17 protein-coding genes are annotated in these 16258 nt (G+C 72.8%); 9 read left to right on the forward strand and 8 right to left on the reverse strand.

All coding sequences use genetic code 11. The features are described 5' to 3' along the window. The first annotated feature begins 14 nt into the window (after positions 1-14). From FHX44_RS24925 to FHX44_RS24940, 4 genes are all read left to right on the forward strand, one after another. Complete coding sequence (locus FHX44_RS24925) at positions 15-629, forward strand: dihydrofolate reductase family protein (protein WP_147258011.1); 615 nt, start codon at positions 15-17, stop codon at positions 627-629. Positions 630-718: 89 nt separating this feature from the next. Next, positions 719-1159, forward strand: a complete 441-nt coding sequence (locus FHX44_RS24930) for an NfeD family protein (protein ID WP_246170571.1) — start codon at positions 719-721, stop codon at positions 1157-1159. Positions 1160-1161: 2 nt separating this feature from the next. Continuing rightward, positions 1162-2217, forward strand: a complete 1056-nt coding sequence (locus FHX44_RS24935) for an SPFH domain-containing protein (protein WP_147258012.1) — start codon at positions 1162-1164, stop codon at positions 2215-2217. Between the two features lie 11 nt (positions 2218-2228). Continuing rightward, positions 2229-3167, forward strand: coding sequence for a YihY/virulence factor BrkB family protein (locus tag FHX44_RS24940; RefSeq protein WP_246170572.1), 939 nt, complete (start codon positions 2229-2231; stop codon positions 3165-3167). A gap of 79 nt (positions 3168-3246) precedes the next feature. Here FHX44_RS24940 and FHX44_RS24945 read toward each other — a convergent pair whose 3' ends face one another. Genes FHX44_RS24945 through FHX44_RS24955 form a run of 3 tightly spaced genes read right to left on the reverse strand, consistent with a single transcriptional unit; the run spans position 3247 to position 6357 of the window. After that, a complete protein-coding gene (locus FHX44_RS24945; RefSeq protein WP_147258014.1) occupies positions 3247-4638 on the reverse strand; it encodes an APC family permease in 1392 nt (463 codons plus the stop codon). Beyond that, positions 4524-5960, reverse strand: a complete 1437-nt coding sequence (locus FHX44_RS24950) for a DJ-1/PfpI family protein (RefSeq protein WP_147258015.1) — start codon at positions 5958-5960, stop codon at positions 4524-4526. The genes FHX44_RS24945 and FHX44_RS24950 overlap by 115 nt, the downstream gene beginning before the upstream one ends. Position 5961: 1 nt before the next feature. Beyond that, complete coding sequence (locus FHX44_RS24955; RefSeq protein WP_147258016.1) at positions 5962-6357, reverse strand: hypothetical protein; 396 nt, start codon at positions 6355-6357, stop codon at positions 5962-5964. Positions 6358-6509: 152 nt separating this feature from the next. Between FHX44_RS24955 and FHX44_RS24960 the strand changes: the two genes are divergently transcribed. Next, positions 6510-7547: a sigma-70 family RNA polymerase sigma factor gene (locus FHX44_RS24960; protein WP_147258017.1), complete on the forward strand. Its 1038-nt coding sequence runs from the start codon at positions 6510-6512 to the stop codon at positions 7545-7547. After that, positions 7537-8985 carry an MFS transporter gene (locus FHX44_RS24965; RefSeq protein ID WP_147258018.1) on the forward strand — a complete coding sequence of 483 codons (1449 nt, stop codon included), beginning with the start codon at positions 7537-7539 and terminating at the stop codon, positions 8983-8985. Before FHX44_RS24960 ends, FHX44_RS24965 begins: the two co-directional genes overlap by 11 nt. A gap of 5 nt (positions 8986-8990) precedes the next feature. On the opposite strand, the gene FHX44_RS24970 is transcribed toward FHX44_RS24965, so the two are convergent. Then, positions 8991-9647, reverse strand: coding sequence for a response regulator (locus tag FHX44_RS24970; RefSeq protein ID WP_147258019.1), 657 nt, complete (start codon positions 9645-9647; stop codon positions 8991-8993). Then, a complete protein-coding gene (locus FHX44_RS24975; RefSeq protein ID WP_212612632.1) occupies positions 9644-10750 on the reverse strand; it encodes a sensor histidine kinase in 1107 nt (368 codons plus the stop codon). The genes FHX44_RS24970 and FHX44_RS24975 overlap by 4 nt, the downstream gene beginning before the upstream one ends. Before the next feature lie 19 nt (positions 10751-10769). Between FHX44_RS24975 and FHX44_RS24980 the strand changes: the two genes are divergently transcribed. Beyond that, positions 10770-11675 (forward strand): arginase family protein, encoded by a 906-nt coding sequence (locus tag FHX44_RS24980; protein ID WP_147258021.1) that lies wholly within the window; start codon positions 10770-10772, stop codon positions 11673-11675. 30 nt (positions 11676-11705) lie between these two features. Here FHX44_RS24980 and FHX44_RS24985 read toward each other — a convergent pair whose 3' ends face one another. Continuing rightward, positions 11706-13379 (reverse strand): alkaline phosphatase family protein, encoded by a 1674-nt coding sequence (locus FHX44_RS24985; protein WP_212612633.1) that lies wholly within the window; start codon positions 13377-13379, stop codon positions 11706-11708. Between the two features lie 217 nt (positions 13380-13596). On the opposite strand from FHX44_RS24985, the gene FHX44_RS42290 reads away from it, so the two are divergent. Together FHX44_RS42290 and FHX44_RS24990 are read left to right on the forward strand one after the other, a co-directional pair. Further along, entirely contained in the window at positions 13597-13809 is a 213-nt protein-coding gene (locus tag FHX44_RS42290) for a hypothetical protein (protein WP_170308682.1), read from the forward strand. 75 nt (positions 13810-13884) lie between these two features. Next, the gene (locus tag FHX44_RS24990) at positions 13885-14142 is read left to right on the forward strand and encodes a DUF3040 domain-containing protein (protein WP_147258022.1); all 258 of its coding nucleotides are present in this window, start codon (positions 13885-13887) and stop codon (positions 14140-14142) included. A 17-nt stretch (positions 14143-14159) separates the two neighbouring features. On the opposite strand, the gene FHX44_RS24995 is transcribed toward FHX44_RS24990, so the two are convergent. Together FHX44_RS24995 and FHX44_RS25000 are read right to left on the reverse strand one after the other, a co-directional pair. Then, the gene (locus FHX44_RS24995; RefSeq protein ID WP_147258023.1) at positions 14160-15653 is read right to left on the reverse strand and encodes a DHA2 family efflux MFS transporter permease subunit; all 1494 of its coding nucleotides are present in this window, start codon (positions 15651-15653) and stop codon (positions 14160-14162) included. Then, on the reverse strand, positions 15629-16228 hold the full coding sequence (locus FHX44_RS25000; protein ID WP_246170573.1) for a PadR family transcriptional regulator: 600 nt from the start codon (positions 16226-16228) through the stop codon (positions 15629-15631). Before FHX44_RS25000 ends, FHX44_RS24995 begins: the two co-directional genes overlap by 25 nt. Between the last annotated feature and the right edge of the window lie 30 nt (positions 16229-16258).

The raw sequence follows: 16258 nt of genomic DNA on the forward strand, positions 1-16258 counted from the left end.
CCTACGGTCGGCGCATGATCCGACCCCACGTGGTCGCTCATGTCGCGATCACCCTCGACGGTGCCACCACGGGCTTCGCCCCGGCCGTCGTCCGCTTCTACGAGCTGGCCGCCACATGGGCCGAGGACGTCACGTTGGCGGGCGCCGACACGATCCTCGCCCAGGAACCGGCTCTGCGGGAGGCGCCGCGCAGGCCCGCCCCCGCCGGTGCCCCGCTGCTCGCGGTGGTCGACAGCAGGGCGCGCGTGCGGGAATGGGAGGCCCTGGGCGCCGTCGGCCACTGGTCGGGGGTCCTCGCCCTCCGCGCCGCGGCCACGCCGCCGCGCCCGCAGCAGGCGGTCCCCGAGCTGGTCGCGGGCGCCGAGCGGGTCGACCTCGCAGCGGCGCTGGCCGTGCTCGGGCAACGCCACGGCGCCCGCGTCGTGCGGGTCGACAGCGGTGGCGGGCTGATCGGCGCCCTGCTCCGGGACAACCTGCTGGACGAGCTGAGCCTGCTCGTCCATCCCCGGCTCGCCGGGCCCGGCCAACAGGCCTGGCACGGCGCGCAGGGGCGGGCGGGCGCGTTCGAGCTGGTCGCCGCCGAAGCGCTGGAGCAGGGGCTCGTCTGGCTGCGCTACCGGGTCCCGTGATCGCCGCTCGGCGGTGAGCCCTTCTTCTCGCAGGTCCGGCGGCGCATACTGGGGTGGTCAGCCCCCGGTGACGTGGGCGGGAGGGTCTGATGGCCGTGGACATGTGGGTCATCTGGGTGATCGCTGCAGTGGGTCTCATCGTCCTGGAGATCTTCACGCTCACCGCTGCGGTGGGAATCCTCGGTGGTGCGGCCTTGATCACGGCGCTGGCCGCGGCGCTCGGGTTGCCGGTGCCGGTGCAGCTGGTCGTGTTCTCCGGCGCCGCCGTTGCCGGGGTCGGGTTGCTCGGCCCGGTCGCGCGACGCCATCTGACGGGGCCCCGCGGTGGCACCGCGTTCGGGCTGGACGCGCTGGTCGGCAAGCCGGGGTACGTCATCCAGGAGGTCACCGGGCGGGACGGGCGCGTCCGGATCGGCGGCGAGGAGTGGACCGCGCGGGCGATGGACGACTCCGTCGTCATCCCGACCGGCACCACGGTCGACGTCCTCCAGATCGACGGCGCCACCGCCGTCGTCTACCCCAGGGAGTGACCATGACCATGGACCTGGCCCTGATGGTCGTCGGGCTGCTCGTCGCGCTGATCGCCGTCATCACCGTGATCAAGGCCGTGCGGATCGTGCCGCAGGCGCGGGCGCGCAACGTCGAGCGGCTCGGCCGCTACCAGCGCACGCTGCAACCCGGCCTCAACTTCGTGATCCCCTACATCGACCGCGTCTACCCCATGATCGACCTGCGGGAGCAGGTCGTGTCCTTCCGCCCGCAGCCGGTGATCACCGAGGACAACCTGGTCGTCGAGATCGACACCGTCCTCTACTTCCAGGTCACCGACCCGCGCGCCGCGGCGTACGAGATCGCCAGCTACCTGCAGGCGGTCGAGCAGCTCACGGTCACCACGCTGCGCAACGTGGTCGGCTCGATGGACCTGGAGGTCACGCTCACGTCGCGGGACCGGATCAACAGCCTGCTGCGCGGTGTGCTGGACGAGGCCACGGGCAAGTGGGGCCTGCGCGTCAACCGCGTGGAGATCAAGGCCATCGACCCGCCGAAGACCATCAAGGACGCGATGGAGAAGCAGATGCGCGCCGAGCGGGACAAGCGCGCCGCCATCCTGTCCGCCGAGGGCCAGCGGCAGTCGCAGATCCTCACCGCGCAGGGCGACAAGCAGGGCGCGATCCTGCGCGCCGAAGGGGACCGGGCCGCCGCGATCCTCAAGGCCGAGGGGCAGTCAAGGGCGATCGACGAGGTGTTCCAGGCGGTGCACCGCAACGACCCCGACCCGAAGCTGCTCGCCTACCAGTACCTGCAGGTGCTGCCGCAGCTCGCGCAGGGCGAGGGCAACACGTTCTGGGTGATCCCCAGCGAGGTCACCTCCGCGCTGCAGGGCGTCTCGCGGGCTTTCACCGAGAACGTCCCGCGCTCGCCCGCCACCCGCGACGGTACGGCGTCCGACGAGCTGGCGGCGATCGCCGCCGAGGACGCCGCGCAGGCCGAGGAGGCAGCCGCCGAGGCGGTCGCCGACGCGGCCGTGCCCGACGGCAGGCCGCACACCAACGGCGGGCCTCCCCGGCCGGCGCCGACCAGCGACTAGTGCCCCGCGCCGTGCGGGAGCCGAGGCCCGCCCGGCGTGTGATCACCCGGGTACTGACCCGGGCGTGGGACGACGACGTGCTCGGCCAGTCCGCGTCGGCCGCGTTCTGGCAGACGCTCTCGCTGCCCCCGTTGCTGCTCGGGCTGTTCGGGCTGCTCGGGTACGCGGAGCTCTGGTTCGGCCCGGACACGGTCGTCGCCGTGCAGGAGTGGATCATTCGGACCAGCGGTGGCGTGTTCAGCCGCAACGCGATGGACGAGATCATCGCCCCCACCGTGGACGAGATCCTCACGACCGCCCGGGGTGAGGTCGTCTCGATCGGGTTCGTGCTGAGCTTCTGGTCGGGCTCCTCGGCGATGGCGACGTTCGTCGACGCGATCACCCGCGCCCACGACCAGTACCCGGTGCGCGGCTGGGTCTGGCAGCGCACCCTCGCGATCCTGCTCTACCTGGCGGGCCTCGCCGTCGGCATCGTGCTGCTGCCGGTCGCGGCACTGGGCCCCGACCGCCTGTTGCCGCTGCTGCCCGACGTGGTCGAGCCGGCGGCTCGGACGGTGGTGAACGTCGTCTACTACCCGGTGGTCGTCGTGGTGCTGGTGCTGGCGCTCACCACGTTGTACCGGATCGCGCTGCCTTTCAAGCCGCCGTGGCACCGCGGCCTACCCGGGGCGGTGCTGGCCGCCGCCGTGTTCCTGGTGGGCGCCACCGGCCTGCGGCTGTACCTCGACTGGATCACGAGCACCGGCTACACGTACGGAGCGCTCGCGGCGCCGATCGCGTTCCTGCTCGGCATGTACTTCATCGCGCTCGCGGTGATCCTCGGCGCGTACCTCAACGCGGCGGTCCAGACGGTCCGGCCGGCTCCACTGCGCCGACGTGGCCGCCCGGTCACGGGTGTCACGGCCGAGGTTCCCGCCCAGGTGGCGCCCCCACCCACCGCAGGTCCCTGACAAGGCGACTTCACAAAGCCGGTGCGGACTTCACACAGGGCCGGCCCTGTGTGAAGTCCGCACCGGGTCTGTGAAGTGCTTACTTCTTCGGGTCGATCGGGTGCGGGTGCTCGCGGCTGTCGTCCAGGTGCGACGGGTCGAACTCCACCCGGCCCACCACCAGGTGGTTGACCAGCCACAGCACCAGGCCCACCACCAGCAGGATGCCCGCGATGAGGAACTGGATCATCGGGCGGCCCGACAGCGGCGTGGCGAGGAAGCCGCACAGGAACACGCCGAGCACCGGCGCCCAGGTCGGGGCGCGGAAGTGCTTGTGCTCGACCGTCTTCTTGCGCAGCACGAGCACCGCGATGTTGACGATCGTGAACACGGCGAGCAGGAGCAGCGCGGTGGTGCCACCCAGCACGCTCAGGTCGACGCTGACCACCAGGATGTACGCGATCACGCTGCTGAACACGATCGACACCCACGGGGTGCGGCGGGTGGGGTGCACGGTGGCGAACACGCTCGGGAGGACCCGCTCGTTGGCCATGCCGTAGAGCAGCCGGCTCGCCATCAGCATGTTGATCAGGGCGGAGTTGATCACGGCGAGCAGACCGATCGCCGCGAACAGTTGCAGCGGGAATCCGGGCGCGCTGACCTCAAGCACCGTGAGCAGAGCGCCGCTCCCGGCCTCTGCCAGGTCGGCCGCCGGGACCAGCATCGAGGAGATGACCGCGACGACCACGTAGATGGTGCCCGCGACGGCCATGCCGAGCAGCATCGCGCGCGGGAAGATCTTCACCGGGTCCTTGGTCTCCTCGGCCATGTTCACGGAGTCCTCGAACCCGACCATGGCGAAGAACGCGAGCGAGACGGCCGTGGTGATCGCCAGGAACGGCCCCGTCTCACCGGTGTTGATCTCGACGAGGCGGGCGGGTTCGCCCTGGCCACCACCGATGGCCCAGAGACCGGCGATGATGATGATCGCGAGCCCGGTCACCTCGATGCAGGTGAGCAGCACGTTCGCCTTGACCGACTCGCCCACGCCGCGGAAGTTGATGATCGCGAGCCCCGCGACGAACACCAGCGCGACGAGCCACAGCGGCAGCACGGCGAACTGCTTGAGGTAGGTGTCACCGAACGCCTTGGCCGCCGATGCCGCCGACGTCACGCCCGAACACATCACCGTGAACGTGACCATGAACGTCAGGAACTGGACGCCGAATGCGCGGTGCGTGTACAGCGCCGCCCCACCCGCACCCGGGTATTTCCCGACGAGCTCCAGATAGCTGAACGCGGTCAGGAACGCGACCACGAACGCGCCGAGGAACGGCACCCACAGGGCGCCGCCGATCACGGAGGCCACCGAACCGGTCAGGGCGTAGATCCCCGTGCCGAGGATGTCGCCGATGACGAAGAAGAGCAGGAGTCCGGGGCCGATGGCTCGCTTGAGTTCGGGTTGGGCTTGGGCCGGGGCTGAGTCCACCATGGCGAGTGAGTGTGATGGCTGCCACCACGCCGGTCGAGGATCTTGGTGATGATTTGATGTAACAGCAACCCGGGCAGGGCGAGCACGACCAGCACGATGGTCGGGCCCCACGGCCAGGCGGGCCCGTCGAGTGGGAGGCCATCGATCGGCAGCTCGAGCGCCTTCGCCACCCACCGTGCGGTCGCGGTGTCCGTGCTGCGGGCCAGGTCGGTCACCGTCGCGTCGAAGGCGAAGCCGGAGCGGCCGTGCAGGTGCTCCGGCGCCGGGCCCCCGGCCACCGGCTCGACAGCGTGATCCCCGGGCACGATCAGGCGGTCGAGCCGCGGCGCCGCGCTCGCCAGATCGGCGCGGGGCAGGAAGGTCAGGCCGTGCCGGGAGCGGACCGGGCCGCCGTCGGTGGTGACGGCGAGGGTCCGCGTGGCCAGCGACCGGGCCTGCGTGTTGAACACCGAGGCGAGCTCGATCTCGCCGACGCCGTCGGTGAGCGCCACGCCGACCGTCGGCGGGTCGAGGCGGAAGCCGGCGTTCAGGATCGCGGCTGGGTCGGGCAGCGGGAGGCCCGTGTACGCGGAGGCGCCCGAACCGTGGTGCCGCCAGCCGACCGCGGCGGCGGCGTCGCGGGCGGCGGCCGGCCCCAGCAGCCGCTCCACGACGTGCAGCGTGCCGTCGACGCCGGACAGGATGCCCGCGGTGCTGACGACGTCCCCGTCGTCGACGAAGCGCTGCCCGGGCGCCCATCGGACCTGCGGGTACGCCGTCCGCATACCGCGCAGCTGCATCCAGTGGGCGGCCGCGGGCCGGTCGTCGAGCAGCCCGGCGGACGCGAGCACGCCCGACCCGTTGCAGATGGACAGCAGCTGTGCACCGCGGCCGGCCTGTGCGCGCACCCATTCCGTGACGGGGGCGGTGGTCGGCTCGCCGAGGTCGGGCAACGCCGGGACGACGACGAGGGCCGGGGCGGCCAGACCTGCGAGCTCGTCGAACGTGAGGTCGGGGACGAGGTCGAGCCCGCCGGTCAGCGGGACCGGCCGCCGCTGAGGCGCGACGGTGTAGACGTTGAACCGGTCCGTCGCGGCGAGGATCTCGTACGGCGCGAGCGTGTCGGAGACCTCCGCGCCGAGCGCGCCCACGACGACCACGGCGGTCGGCTTGGCCGGATCGTGCCGGACCGGCGCGGCCGCGGGGACGGTCCGCTCCGGTCCGGGTGCGTAGTAGGCGCCGAAGGCCGCTGACGCGGAGACGGCCGCGAACCCCGCGGGCAGCGCCAGGACGGCGACCAGCAGGGCGAGCGCACGGGCAGCACGAGGGAGGAAGCCGCTCATCTCAGTGCCAGTAGTCGGCGCGGCGCCACAGCATGACGGCCAGCATCAGCGGAAACATGATCACGTGGGCGGCGACCATGACGGTCGTCCCGGAGATCGCGCCCAACCAGTACGGGACCAGCAGCACGACGAACGGCAGGAACATCGACGCGCTCATCTCGGCGGTCCGCGGCCACGAGTGGCGCCGGATGCGCATCCACAGCGCCATGGCGATCGTCATGTCGACGGCCATCGTCATCGCGTTCAGGTCCGGCCGGACGACCCAGTCGGCGGGCCAGAGCGGCCCGAGCGCCACCATGCCGACGATCATGGCGACGACCATCTCGAGGTAGTGGGCGACGAAGCGGACCAGCTTGCGCGTGTTGCTGCGGGTGGAGTGGGTGTGCGTGGTTGTCATGGCGGAAAGGGTCCGCGCGCGGGGCCGCCCTGCCAGGTGCCGGAAGTCATGACCCCTGGTCATGACCCGGCATGACCGGCGCGCACCGACCATTTTCCGGCACCGGCGGTGTCCATCCATTCGTGAGGGATCGCACGAGAGAAGGAACCGACATGCGAAGGACGCTGCTGGCGTTGGCGCGGAGCGGGGACGGTGAGGCGTTCCGCGAGCTCGTCGAGCCCCATCGGCACGAGCTCCAGGTGCACTGCTACCGCATCCTCGGCTCGGTGCAGGACGCCGAGGACCTCTTGCAGGAGACGTTGCTCGCGGCGTGGCGGGGGATCGGCGACTACCAGGAGCGCGCGTCCGTGCGGACGTGGCTGTACCGGATCGCGACCAACCGCTGCCTCAACGCGCTGCGGACCGGCTCCCGTCGCCCGCACGAGTACCCGGCCGGCCGATCGGAGGTCCCGTTGCCCGAGCCGACGCACCGCCGAGCCGAACCGAGCTGGCTGGAGCCCTACCCCGACGCGCTGCTCGGGATCGCCGACGACGTGCCCGGGCCGGAGGCGCGGTACGAGGCGCGGGAGTCGGTGTCGCTCGCGTTCCTGGCGGCGTTGCAGCAGCTGCCGCCGCGGCAGCGGGCGGTGCTGGTGCTGCGGGACGTGCTCGGGTTCCGGGCCGACGAGGTGGCGGACATGCTCGACACCAGCCGCAACGCCGTGACCAGCGCGCTGACCAGGGCCCGGGGTGCGCTGGCGCAGGAGCGCCCCGCCTCCGACCGGGAGAGCGCCCCGCTACCGGACTCGCCACACGAACTCCGGATCGTCGACGAGTTCAGCCGCGCCTTCGAGGCGGGCGACGTCGACGCGGTCGTGGCCATGCTGACCGACGACGCATGGCTGACGATGCCGCCCCTGCCGCTGGAGTACCAGGGCCCGGAGGCGATCCGCCACTTCCTGGCCACGGTCGCGCTGTGCGGGAAGGTTCGGCACGTGCTGGTCCCGACGCGGGCGAACGGCCAGCCCGCGTTCGGCTGGTACCTGCGTGATCCGCGCACCCCGATCCAGCACGCGCACGGGCTGCTCGTGCTGACCCTGACCGGCGACCGGGTGAGCGCGTTGACGCGGTTCCACGACAACTCGCTCTTGCCGATGTTCGGCCTTCCGCGGTCCCTGCGCATCGAGGGGAGGGCCGACGATGAGCGCTGACGCGGGACGGACCACGCGCGCCCAGGCCTGGGTGCTGGGAATCGCGTCGCTCGGGTCGTTCATGATGGCGCTGGACAGCCTGGTCGTGACGACGGCGCTGAGCACGATCCGGCAGGACCTGACGGCGTCGATCGAGTCGCTCGAGTGGGTCGTCAACTCCTACAACCTGACGTTCGCGGTGCTGCTGCTGACGGGCGCCGCGCTGGGTGATCGGTTCGGCCGGCGCCGGATGTTCGTCGTCGGGCTGGCCGTGTTCACCGTCGCCTCGGTGGCGTGCGCGCTGGCGCCGGACATCGGCACGCTGATCGTGGCGCGCGCGGGGCAGGGCGTCGGCGCGGCGATGGTGCTCCCGCTGTCGCTCACCCTGATCAGCACGGCCTTCCCGCCGCAGCAGCGGGGCCGGGCGATGGGGCTGTACCTGGGCATCACCGGTCTGGCGACGTTCAGCGGCCCGTTCATCGGCGGTGTCGTCGCCGAGGGACTCGCCTGGCAGTGGATCTTCTGGCTGAACCTCCCGGTCGGGATGATCGCGATCCTGCTCACGCAGCGGCGCGTGGAGGAGAGCGTCGGCCCGAACACCCGGTTCGACCTGGGAGGGGTCGTGCTCGTGACCGCGGGCGCGTTCGGCGTCGTCTGGGGCCTGGTCCGCGGGAACGTCGCGGGCTGGGACAGCGCGGAGGTGGTGGGCGCGCTGCTGCTCGGCGTCGTGCTGCTGGTCGCCTTCGTGCTCTGGGAGCGACGCGCGCAGGCGCCGATGCTGCCGATGCGGTTCTTCCGGTTGAGGGCGTTCGCGACGGCCAACCCGGCGAACTTCCTGGTGTTCGCCTCGCTGTACGGCACGATGTTCTTCCTCGCGCAGTACTTCCAGGTCGTGCTCGGCAACGGCCCGCTCGTCGCAGGCCTGATGCTGATGCCCTGGACCGGCACGCTGATGGTGTGCGCGCCGATCGCCGGCAGGCTGGCCGACAAGGTCGGGGAGCGGAACTTCGTCGTCGGCGGGCTGCTGCTCCAGACCGCGGGCATGGGGTGGATCGCTGTGGTCGCCGACACCGGGACGGGCTACCTCGAACTGCTGCCCGCGCTGGTCGTCGGCTCGGTCGGGATCACCATGGCCATGCCCGCGGCGCAGAAGGCGGTGGTCGGAGCGGTGCAGCCACGCGAGATCGGGCAGGCGTCCGGCGCGTTCATGATGCTGCGGATCCTCGGTGGGGTGTTCGGTGTCGCGGTCACGGTCGCCGTCTTCGCCGGCGTCGGCGACTACACGTCCGCCGAGCGGTTCAGCGAGGGCTTCTCGGCCGGGATGACCGCGGTCGCCGCGTTCGCGTTCATCGGAGTGCTCGTCGCAGCCGCCATGCCCGCCAGGCGGCCGACGACCGTGGCCGTGCCGCCACCGGCGACGAACGTCGTGCCTCGAGGGGAGAACGCACCGCGGACCTGATTCCGCTACAGGAGGCCGAGGGCGCGGGCGCGCAACGCGGCCTGCGTGCGGTCGCGGGCGCCGAGCTTCGCGAGCACGTTGGTCACGTGGTTCTTCACCGTGCCCTCGGCCAGGAACAGCGCCGCGGCGATCTCCCGGTTGCTGCGGCCGTCGGCCAGCAGGCGGAGCACGTCCAGCTCGCGGTCCGACAGCGGCACGACCAGTGGCTGCGGCCGCGGTTCCGGCGCCGCGTCGGGCAGCTGCGCGAAGCGGGCCACCACCTTCGCCGCCACCGACGGCTGCAACACCGACTCGCCACGGGCGGCCGCGTGCACGGCCTCGACCAGCCGCGCCGACGACACGTCCTTGAGCAGGTAGCCGACCGCGCCGGCGCGCAGCGCCGCGAAGACGTCCTCGTCGTCGTCGAAGGTGGTGAGCGCGATGACCCGGACGTCGGGTTGCTCGACGCGCAGCCGGCGCGTGGCCCCGATGCCGTCCAGCACGGGCATGCGCAGGTCCATGAGCACCACGTCGGGCGCGAGCTCGGCGGCCTTGCGCAGCGCCTCGTCGCCGTCGCCCGCCTCGCCCACCACCTCGACGCCCTCGTGCACGGCGAGCAGCGTGGCCAGCGCCTCCCGGAAGAGGGCCTGGTCGTCCACGAGCAGGACCCGGACGCCCGTCACCCCGGCACCTCCATCGTCGGCAGTTCCATCGACAGCGTGTGGCCCTCACCCGGCGCCGACTCGACGCGCAGCTCCCCGCCGAGCCGGGCGGCCCGCTCCCGCAGCCCCACCAGGCCGAAGCCGGCGGAACTCCCGTCGCTGCCCACGCCGTCGTCACGGACCTCCACGCGGACCGCGCTCTCGCCGTAGGCCAGCAGCAGGTCGGCCCGGTTCGCCCGGGCGTGCTTGCGGACGTTCGTCAGCCCCTCCTGGGCGGCCCGGTACAACGCCTCCTGCGCGTCGTCGGGGAGCGGGCGCGGGATGCCGGACACGTCGAGCCGGGTGGGCACGCCCGCCGCGGAGGCCTCCTCCGCGAGCGCGTTCAACGCTTCGGGGAGCGGTCCGGTCGAGCGCGGTTCGCGCAGGGCGCGCACCGACCGGCGCACCGCACCCAGCGCCTCCTCCGACTGCTGCTGCGCTTTCGCGAGCACCTCGTCGGCCTTCGCCGGGTCGGCGGGCAGCACCGCCCGCGCGGCCTTGACCTGCATCTGCACGACGGTGAGCGAGTGCCCGAGCCCGTCGTGGATGTCGCGGGCCACCCGGTTGCGCTCCTGGGCCGTGGCGAGCCGCTCGGCCTGTGCGGCGTAGTCGCGCAGCTGCGCGTGCGCCTCGGCCAGTTCGTGGCGCAGCTGCTGCTCCCGCTGCAGCAGCTCGGTGAAGACCGCGGCGAACACCACCGAGGCGAACAGGCCCATCCCCTCCCGCAAGGCGTCCTGCCAGGAGCCCATCGGCGCGTGCACGAACGGGACGAGCAGGACGACCACGGCGGTGGCCGGTCGGGGGAGCACCAGCACGCACTGGCTCACCAGCACCACGAAGAAGAGCGTGGTGGCGACGCCCGGCTCCAGCGCGAACGTCGTGAAGGCCAGCGCGAGCTGCACCGTGACGTACGCGGCCGACAGGGGCAGCCGCCCCCGCCTGCTCACCCACCCGAAGGCGGCCACGCTCAGCAGCGTGTACGCCGCGCCGACCGGTATCGCGGCAAGGGGCCCGCCGCCCCCGACGACCCCGATGACCAGCGTGAGGAACGCGCCACCGGTGAGCACCGCGAGCGCCCGGTTCACGAGTGCCACCCTAAGGGCCATGAGCATCGTCGTGGTCGACGCTCCGTCGAACCTCGGGCTGCGCCCGCCGCGCCCCGGCACCGTGCCCGGTTGCTACAAGCTCGCCGGTGCCCTGCGGGACCAGGGCCTGCTCGCCCGGCTCGGCGGTGATGAGGGCGGCGTGGTCACGCCGCCCCGCTACGACCGCGGCGACTGGGCGGAGGGCGACGGCGTCTTCAACGCGGCCGCGATCGCGCGCTACTCCGCGGCACTGGCCGACCGGGTCGAGCGGCACGCGGCACCCGGCGCGTTCGTGCTCGTCCTGGGTGGCGACTGCAGCATCCTGCTCGGCACGCTGATCGGCCTGCGTCGCCGCGGCCGCCCCGGCCTGGTGTACCTCGACGGGCACTCCGACTTCCGGCACCCGGGCAACTCGACGTCCGTCGGCGCCGCGGCCGGCGAGGGGCTCGCGCTGGTCACCGGCCGTGGGCAGTCCGATCTCACCGACATCGAGGGCCTGCGGCCCTACGTCCGGGACGCCGACACGGCCGCGCTCGGGATGCACGAGCCCGGCGACCCGCTGCTGCCGGAGGCCAGGGAGGCAGTCGCCGTGCTGGCGACCGTCGAGGAGATGCGCGCCTCCGGGTGCGGGACGGCGGCCGAGCGCGCGCTCGGGGCGATGGCGCCCGGTGTCGACCGGATCTGGGTCCACCTCGACGCCGACATCCTCGACCCGTCCGTGATGCCGGCGGTCGACAGCCCGGAGCCGGACGGCCTGCGGCCCGACGAGCTCGTCGAGACGCTCGTGCCCCTCCTGCGCGATCCCCGGGTCGCCGGCCTCGACCTGGCGATCTACGACCCCGACATCGACGAGCCGGGCGACGGCGCCCACCTGCTCGCGGACGTCCTCGTCGAGGCGCTCGGCGCGGCCGGACGCATCCGTTGATCGCTCGGCCCGAATGCCGCGAGCGTGCCGTCAGTGCGCCTCGGGCGCCGGGCCGGGGCCGAACGTCGTGAAGAAGCGGTCCCGGAAGTCCTCCATCGGCCAGACCGGGGCCTGCGGGCTCGGCCGCAGCCCGTCCTCCCAGCCCCATCCGCCGATCCGGTCGAGCACGTCCCGGTCGCGCGTGATGATCGAGATCGGCACGTCGTGGCCCGCGTCCGGACCGATGATCAGCGGCGCGGCCTGGTGGTCGCCGAGCACGATGAGCACCAGGTCGTCGTCACCGGAGTTCTGCACCCACGAGGTGAGCGTTCCGAGGGAGTAGGCGATCGAGCGGCTGTACGCGGAGTGCACGGCGTCGGTGCCCTTCGCCCACACGGCGTCGCGCGGCTCGCCGGTCGCGAACGTCCGGAAGACCGAGCCGTCGCCGACCTGGTCCCAGCCGATCACCGGTGGGATGAGCGGCCACGGGGCGTGGCTCGACGCGAGCGCGATCTCGGCGAAGAGCGGCGGGCGGTCGGGCTGCGCGTGCTCCATGCGCTCGAAGGCCGACATCGTGTACTGGTCGGGCACGCTGGCCCAGCCGAGGTCGGGCCCGCGGTAGCCGAGTGCGGGGAAGTCGTAGACGTGCTGATGGCCGTAGAACCGCGCCTCCGGCCACTCGCCGGTGGTGCCCGGCATGACGGCGGCGGTCCGCCAGCTCGCCATGGCGAACGCGCTGACGAGCGTGAGCCGGTCGCTCGCCATCAGCGCGTCGTGGCGGGCCTGGTTGGCGACGCGCATCCCGGACAGCAGCGTGGCATGCGCGAGCCAGCTGCTGCCGCCCGCCACCGGCGAGGTGAGGAAGCCGCTGCGGGCCGAGAACCCGGCGGACGCGAGCTGCGCGCTCCCCGTGTCGAGCGCGGCGGTGACGGGTCCCGCGAGCTCGGGCCGTTCGAGCGCGCTGCGCCCGTAGCTCTCGACGAAGGCGAGCACGACGTCCTTGCCGCGCAGCGCCGTGAGCAGCTGGTCGGCGGGCACGCCGCGGAACGGGTCGGTGGTGAGCGCCGCCGTGAACGCCTGCTGGTCGAGCATGCTCGCCGGCAGCTGCACCGCCCGCTGCCCGGCGGCGATCGCGGCGGATGCCGATGCGACCGGCACCCCCGGCACGAGCTGCGCACCGAGCACGGCGCACGCCACCCAGACCGGGGTGAGCGCGGCCAGGACGCGGGTCGCGGGTCGCGGGTGCCCGACCGTGACGCGGGCCAGCCGCACGACCGCGAGCGTCACGAGGACGAGGAGCCCGATGGTGACGACGGCGGCGCCGACGACCGCGGCGACCTGCCCGGCAGGACCGGTGGACGAACCGAGGAAGCCGAGGCCGTCGTCGAGCAGCGCCCAGTCGAGCACCGGGTCGAACGGGCGGGCGAGCACCGCGGAGAAGCCCAGGTCGAGGATCTTCAGGATCGTGAGCAGGCCCAGCACGGCGCCGCCGACCGCCGCGACGGGCCGGCGCGCACGAGCGGGAAGCACCAGCAGGACGGCGACGCCGGCGAGCGCTTCGACGGGCAGCCGCACGAACGCGGCCGGCGTGAGATCGGTGACCGTGTCCGGTGCGACGAGGGCGGTCAGCACGAGCAGGGCCGCCAGCACCGTGAGCAGCCGTGCCGCAAGCGGGCGCCACCGCGGCGGCTGCGTCTCGGTGCCCGCCTGACGTCGCAGGATCATCGGTCGTGCTCCTCGGGGGTCCGCGGGCCCCGTCGGCCCGCCACACGGGACACGCCGCCCCGTCGCGAAGAGTTCACCACCCCCGCCGGACCGGCTCCGCAGGGGTCGCGCCTCGGGGCCGTCAGAGGTTTCTCGGCGATCTTCCCCACGCTCGTTAACGGCCGCCGCCCTGCACCCGATATGGATTTCGCAACAGGGGTTGCATCGGGGGGAAAGAATGACGATCGCGTCGCCGCGACAACCGGACGTGCCTGCCCGCGGCAGGCTCGACGGGCTGAGAGGGCTGTGGGTCCGGCTCACCCGGTGCGACGCCGAAGGCTGTGGGGAACGCCCGGTGCACCTGGGCTGGTGCGCGGCTCACGCCCCCGCATACGACCCGGGGCCCGACGAGTACTGGGGCGACCCGATCGCCGATCAGCGCGCCGTTTGATCGCGCTTCCGGCGGGAACTCGCTGATCACCCCGGCGGTGAGGCGTGCGCGGGGTCCAGTCGGGGAGGCGATGCGATGTTCAACCAGAACGACCGGCGCCGCCTCGAGGAGATCGAGCGCCGGCTGCAGCAAGAGGATCCCGAGTTCGCGCGCCGGTTCACGCGGTGGCCGGCGCCGGCAGGCGGCGGCTCGCGGCTGCTGCCCACGCTCGTGCTCGTCGTCGGTGTGCTCGGACTGATGATGTCGATGCTCGTGGCGCTGCCGGCGGTCTTCCTGCTGTCACTGGTCGCCACGGTCTGGGGCGGGGTCTGGTTGCACCGCCGCCGCAGCTAGTGCTCCCCTAGTCGCCGCTAGTCGCCGGCGGCCGCCGCGCGGGCGGGGTCCCGGCGCAGGTGGGCCGGCCGCGCGAAGCACAGCACCGCGACCAGCCCGGCCAGGAGCACGCCCGCGGGCAGCAGCAGGGACTGGGCCATCGCGGCGGCGAACGCCCCGTGCTGCGCGGCCGGTAGCTGCGTGACGGCGGCCTCGGCGTAGCCGGGCATCCCCGGCAGGAGCGCGGACAGCCGCGCCTCCATCATCGCCGCGATCCCCGCGCTGCCGAGCACCGCGCCGACCTGCCTCGTGGTGTTGTAGACCCCCGCTCCGGCACCGGCGTGCGCCATCGGGAGGTTGCGGGTGGCCGTGCTCCCGATCGGCGCCCAGACGAACGCGCTCGCGGTGCCGATCAGCACGAGCGGGAGCAGCAGCTGCCAGATCGGCGCGCCGGGCACGAGCACGGCCGCGAGCCAGAACAGCGCGACCGGGAAGCAGGCCATCCCGATGCCGGCGATGTGGCGCGGGTGGTGGCGGTCGGTCAGCCTCCCGACGACCGGCGCCAGCACCCCCGAGATCACGGCCATCGGGGCGAGGAGCAGCGCCGACCCGGTGGGGCTCAGCCCGCGCACGCCCTGCGCGTACAGCATGAGCGGGAACGCCATCGCCGTCACCGCGAACCCGACCGTGGTGATCGCGACGTTGGCGAGGCTGAAGTTCCGGTCGCGGAACAGGGCGAGCGACACGAGCGGGTCGCCCTGGTGGTGCGCCTGCCAGAGCACGAACACCGCGAGCAGTACGAGCCCGGCCACGATGAGCGACCACACCGAGATCGGCCCGGCGATCGGGCCCCAGTCGAAGGTCTGCCCCTCCTGGATGCCGAACACCAGCAGGAACATCCCGACCCCGCTCAGCACCACGCCGAGGAGATCGAACCGGTGGACGTGGGTGGGAAGGTCCGGCACGAGCCGCAGGACGAGTGCGAGGCCGACCACGCCGACCGGCACGTTGACGAAGAAGATCCACTCCCAGCCGAGGCCGTCGACCAGCACCCCACCGAGGATCGGGCCGACCAGCGTCGCGATGCCCGCGACCGCGCCCCACAGGCTCATCGCGCGGCCGCGCTGGTCGGCGGGGAAGGTTCGGGTGATGACGGCCATCGTCTGGGGGTTCATCATCGAGGCGCCGAGGCCCTGGACGATCCGCGCGAGGATCAGCTGCTCGACGTTCGCCGTGAGCCCGCACCACAGCGACGCCAGCGTGAAGACCACGAGGCCGACGCTGTAGACCCGCTTGGGGCCGAACCGGTCGCCCAGGCGGCCGGTGACGAGCAGCGGCACCGCGTACGCGAGCAGGTAGGCGCTGGTGACCCACACGACCGACGCGACATCGGCGCCCAGGTCCGCCATGATCGCGGGCGTGGCCACCGACACGATCGTGGCGTCGACGAGGATCATGAAGAAGCCGATGGAGAGCGCCCACAGCGCAGGCCACGGCCGGGCGCCGCTCACAGCCCGTCCTCGTTCGGCCATCGCAGCTCCTTGCGTTCGAGCCGACCGATGAGGTCGGTGAGCCAGCTCAGCTCCGCGGTGAGCTGTTCCTGCAGGTAGTGGGCGGCGAGCAGGTAGGCCTCCTCCACGTGCCGGTCCGCGGCGGCCCGCAGCAGCGCGGCGCCCTCGGCGAGCTCGCCCTCGATCCGGCGCGTCCGCGCCCGGAGCAGTTCGATCACCTCGTGGCGCGGGAGGTTGTGCGCCTCGCCGAGGGCGACGGGGAACTGCGGGTACTCGTTGACGGGGGTGGCCAGCAGCGTGCGGATCCGCTCCGCGAGGGCCTCCCGGCCGGCGTCCGTGATCCGGTAGGTGGTGCGCTCGGGGCGACCGCCGTCGCGCTCGGTGCCTGTGGCCTCGACCAGGCCGATCTCGGCCATCCGGTCCACCGTGTGGTACAGCGAGCCGGGCCGGACCTTCACCCGCCGGTCCTCGTGCCGCTCCAGCAGCAGCCGGTACATCTCGTACGGGTGCATGGGCCGCTCGGCGAGCAGGGCCAGCACGGAGATGCCCAGCGGGGTCACGGTCACCGTGGACATGCCCTCCTGATCGTTCCGCACCGATTACTCCGCGCCGAATATTAGAGGTGG

The sequence above is a fragment of the Pseudonocardia hierapolitana genome (assembly GCF_007994075.1).
GTDB lineage: Bacteria > Actinomycetota > Actinomycetes > Mycobacteriales > Pseudonocardiaceae > Pseudonocardia > Pseudonocardia hierapolitana.

Coding starts and splice junctions, on each gene's coding strand:
- FHX44_RS24925 (WP_147258011.1), top strand. CDS start 15: ATGATCCGACCCCACGTGGTCGCTCATGTCGCGATCACCCTCGACGGT.
- FHX44_RS24930 (WP_246170571.1), top strand. CDS start 719: ATGGCCGTGGACATGTGGGTCATCTGGGTGATCGCTGCAGTGGGTCTC.
- FHX44_RS24935 (WP_147258012.1), top strand. CDS start 1,162: ATGACCATGGACCTGGCCCTGATGGTCGTCGGGCTGCTCGTCGCGCTG.
- FHX44_RS24945 (WP_147258014.1), bottom strand. CDS start 4,638: ATGGTGGACTCAGCCCCGGCCCAAGCCCAACCCGAACTCAAGCGAGCC.
- FHX44_RS24950 (WP_147258015.1), bottom strand. CDS start 5,960: ATGAGCGGCTTCCTCCCTCGTGCTGCCCGTGCGCTCGCCCTGCTGGTC.
- FHX44_RS24955 (WP_147258016.1), bottom strand. CDS start 6,357: ATGACAACCACGCACACCCACTCCACCCGCAGCAACACGCGCAAGCTG.
- FHX44_RS24960 (WP_147258017.1), top strand. CDS start 6,510: ATGCGAAGGACGCTGCTGGCGTTGGCGCGGAGCGGGGACGGTGAGGCG.
- FHX44_RS24965 (WP_147258018.1), top strand. CDS start 7,537: ATGAGCGCTGACGCGGGACGGACCACGCGCGCCCAGGCCTGGGTGCTG.
- FHX44_RS24980 (WP_147258021.1), top strand. CDS start 10,770: ATGAGCATCGTCGTGGTCGACGCTCCGTCGAACCTCGGGCTGCGCCCG.
- FHX44_RS24985 (WP_212612633.1), bottom strand. CDS start 13,379: ATGATCCTGCGACGTCAGGCGGGCACCGAGACGCAGCCGCCGCGGTGG.
- FHX44_RS42290 (WP_170308682.1), top strand. CDS start 13,597: ATGACGATCGCGTCGCCGCGACAACCGGACGTGCCTGCCCGCGGCAGG.
- FHX44_RS24990 (WP_147258022.1), top strand. CDS start 13,885: ATGTTCAACCAGAACGACCGGCGCCGCCTCGAGGAGATCGAGCGCCGG.
- FHX44_RS24995 (WP_147258023.1), bottom strand. CDS start 15,653: ATGGCCGAACGAGGACGGGCTGTGAGCGGCGCCCGGCCGTGGCCTGCG.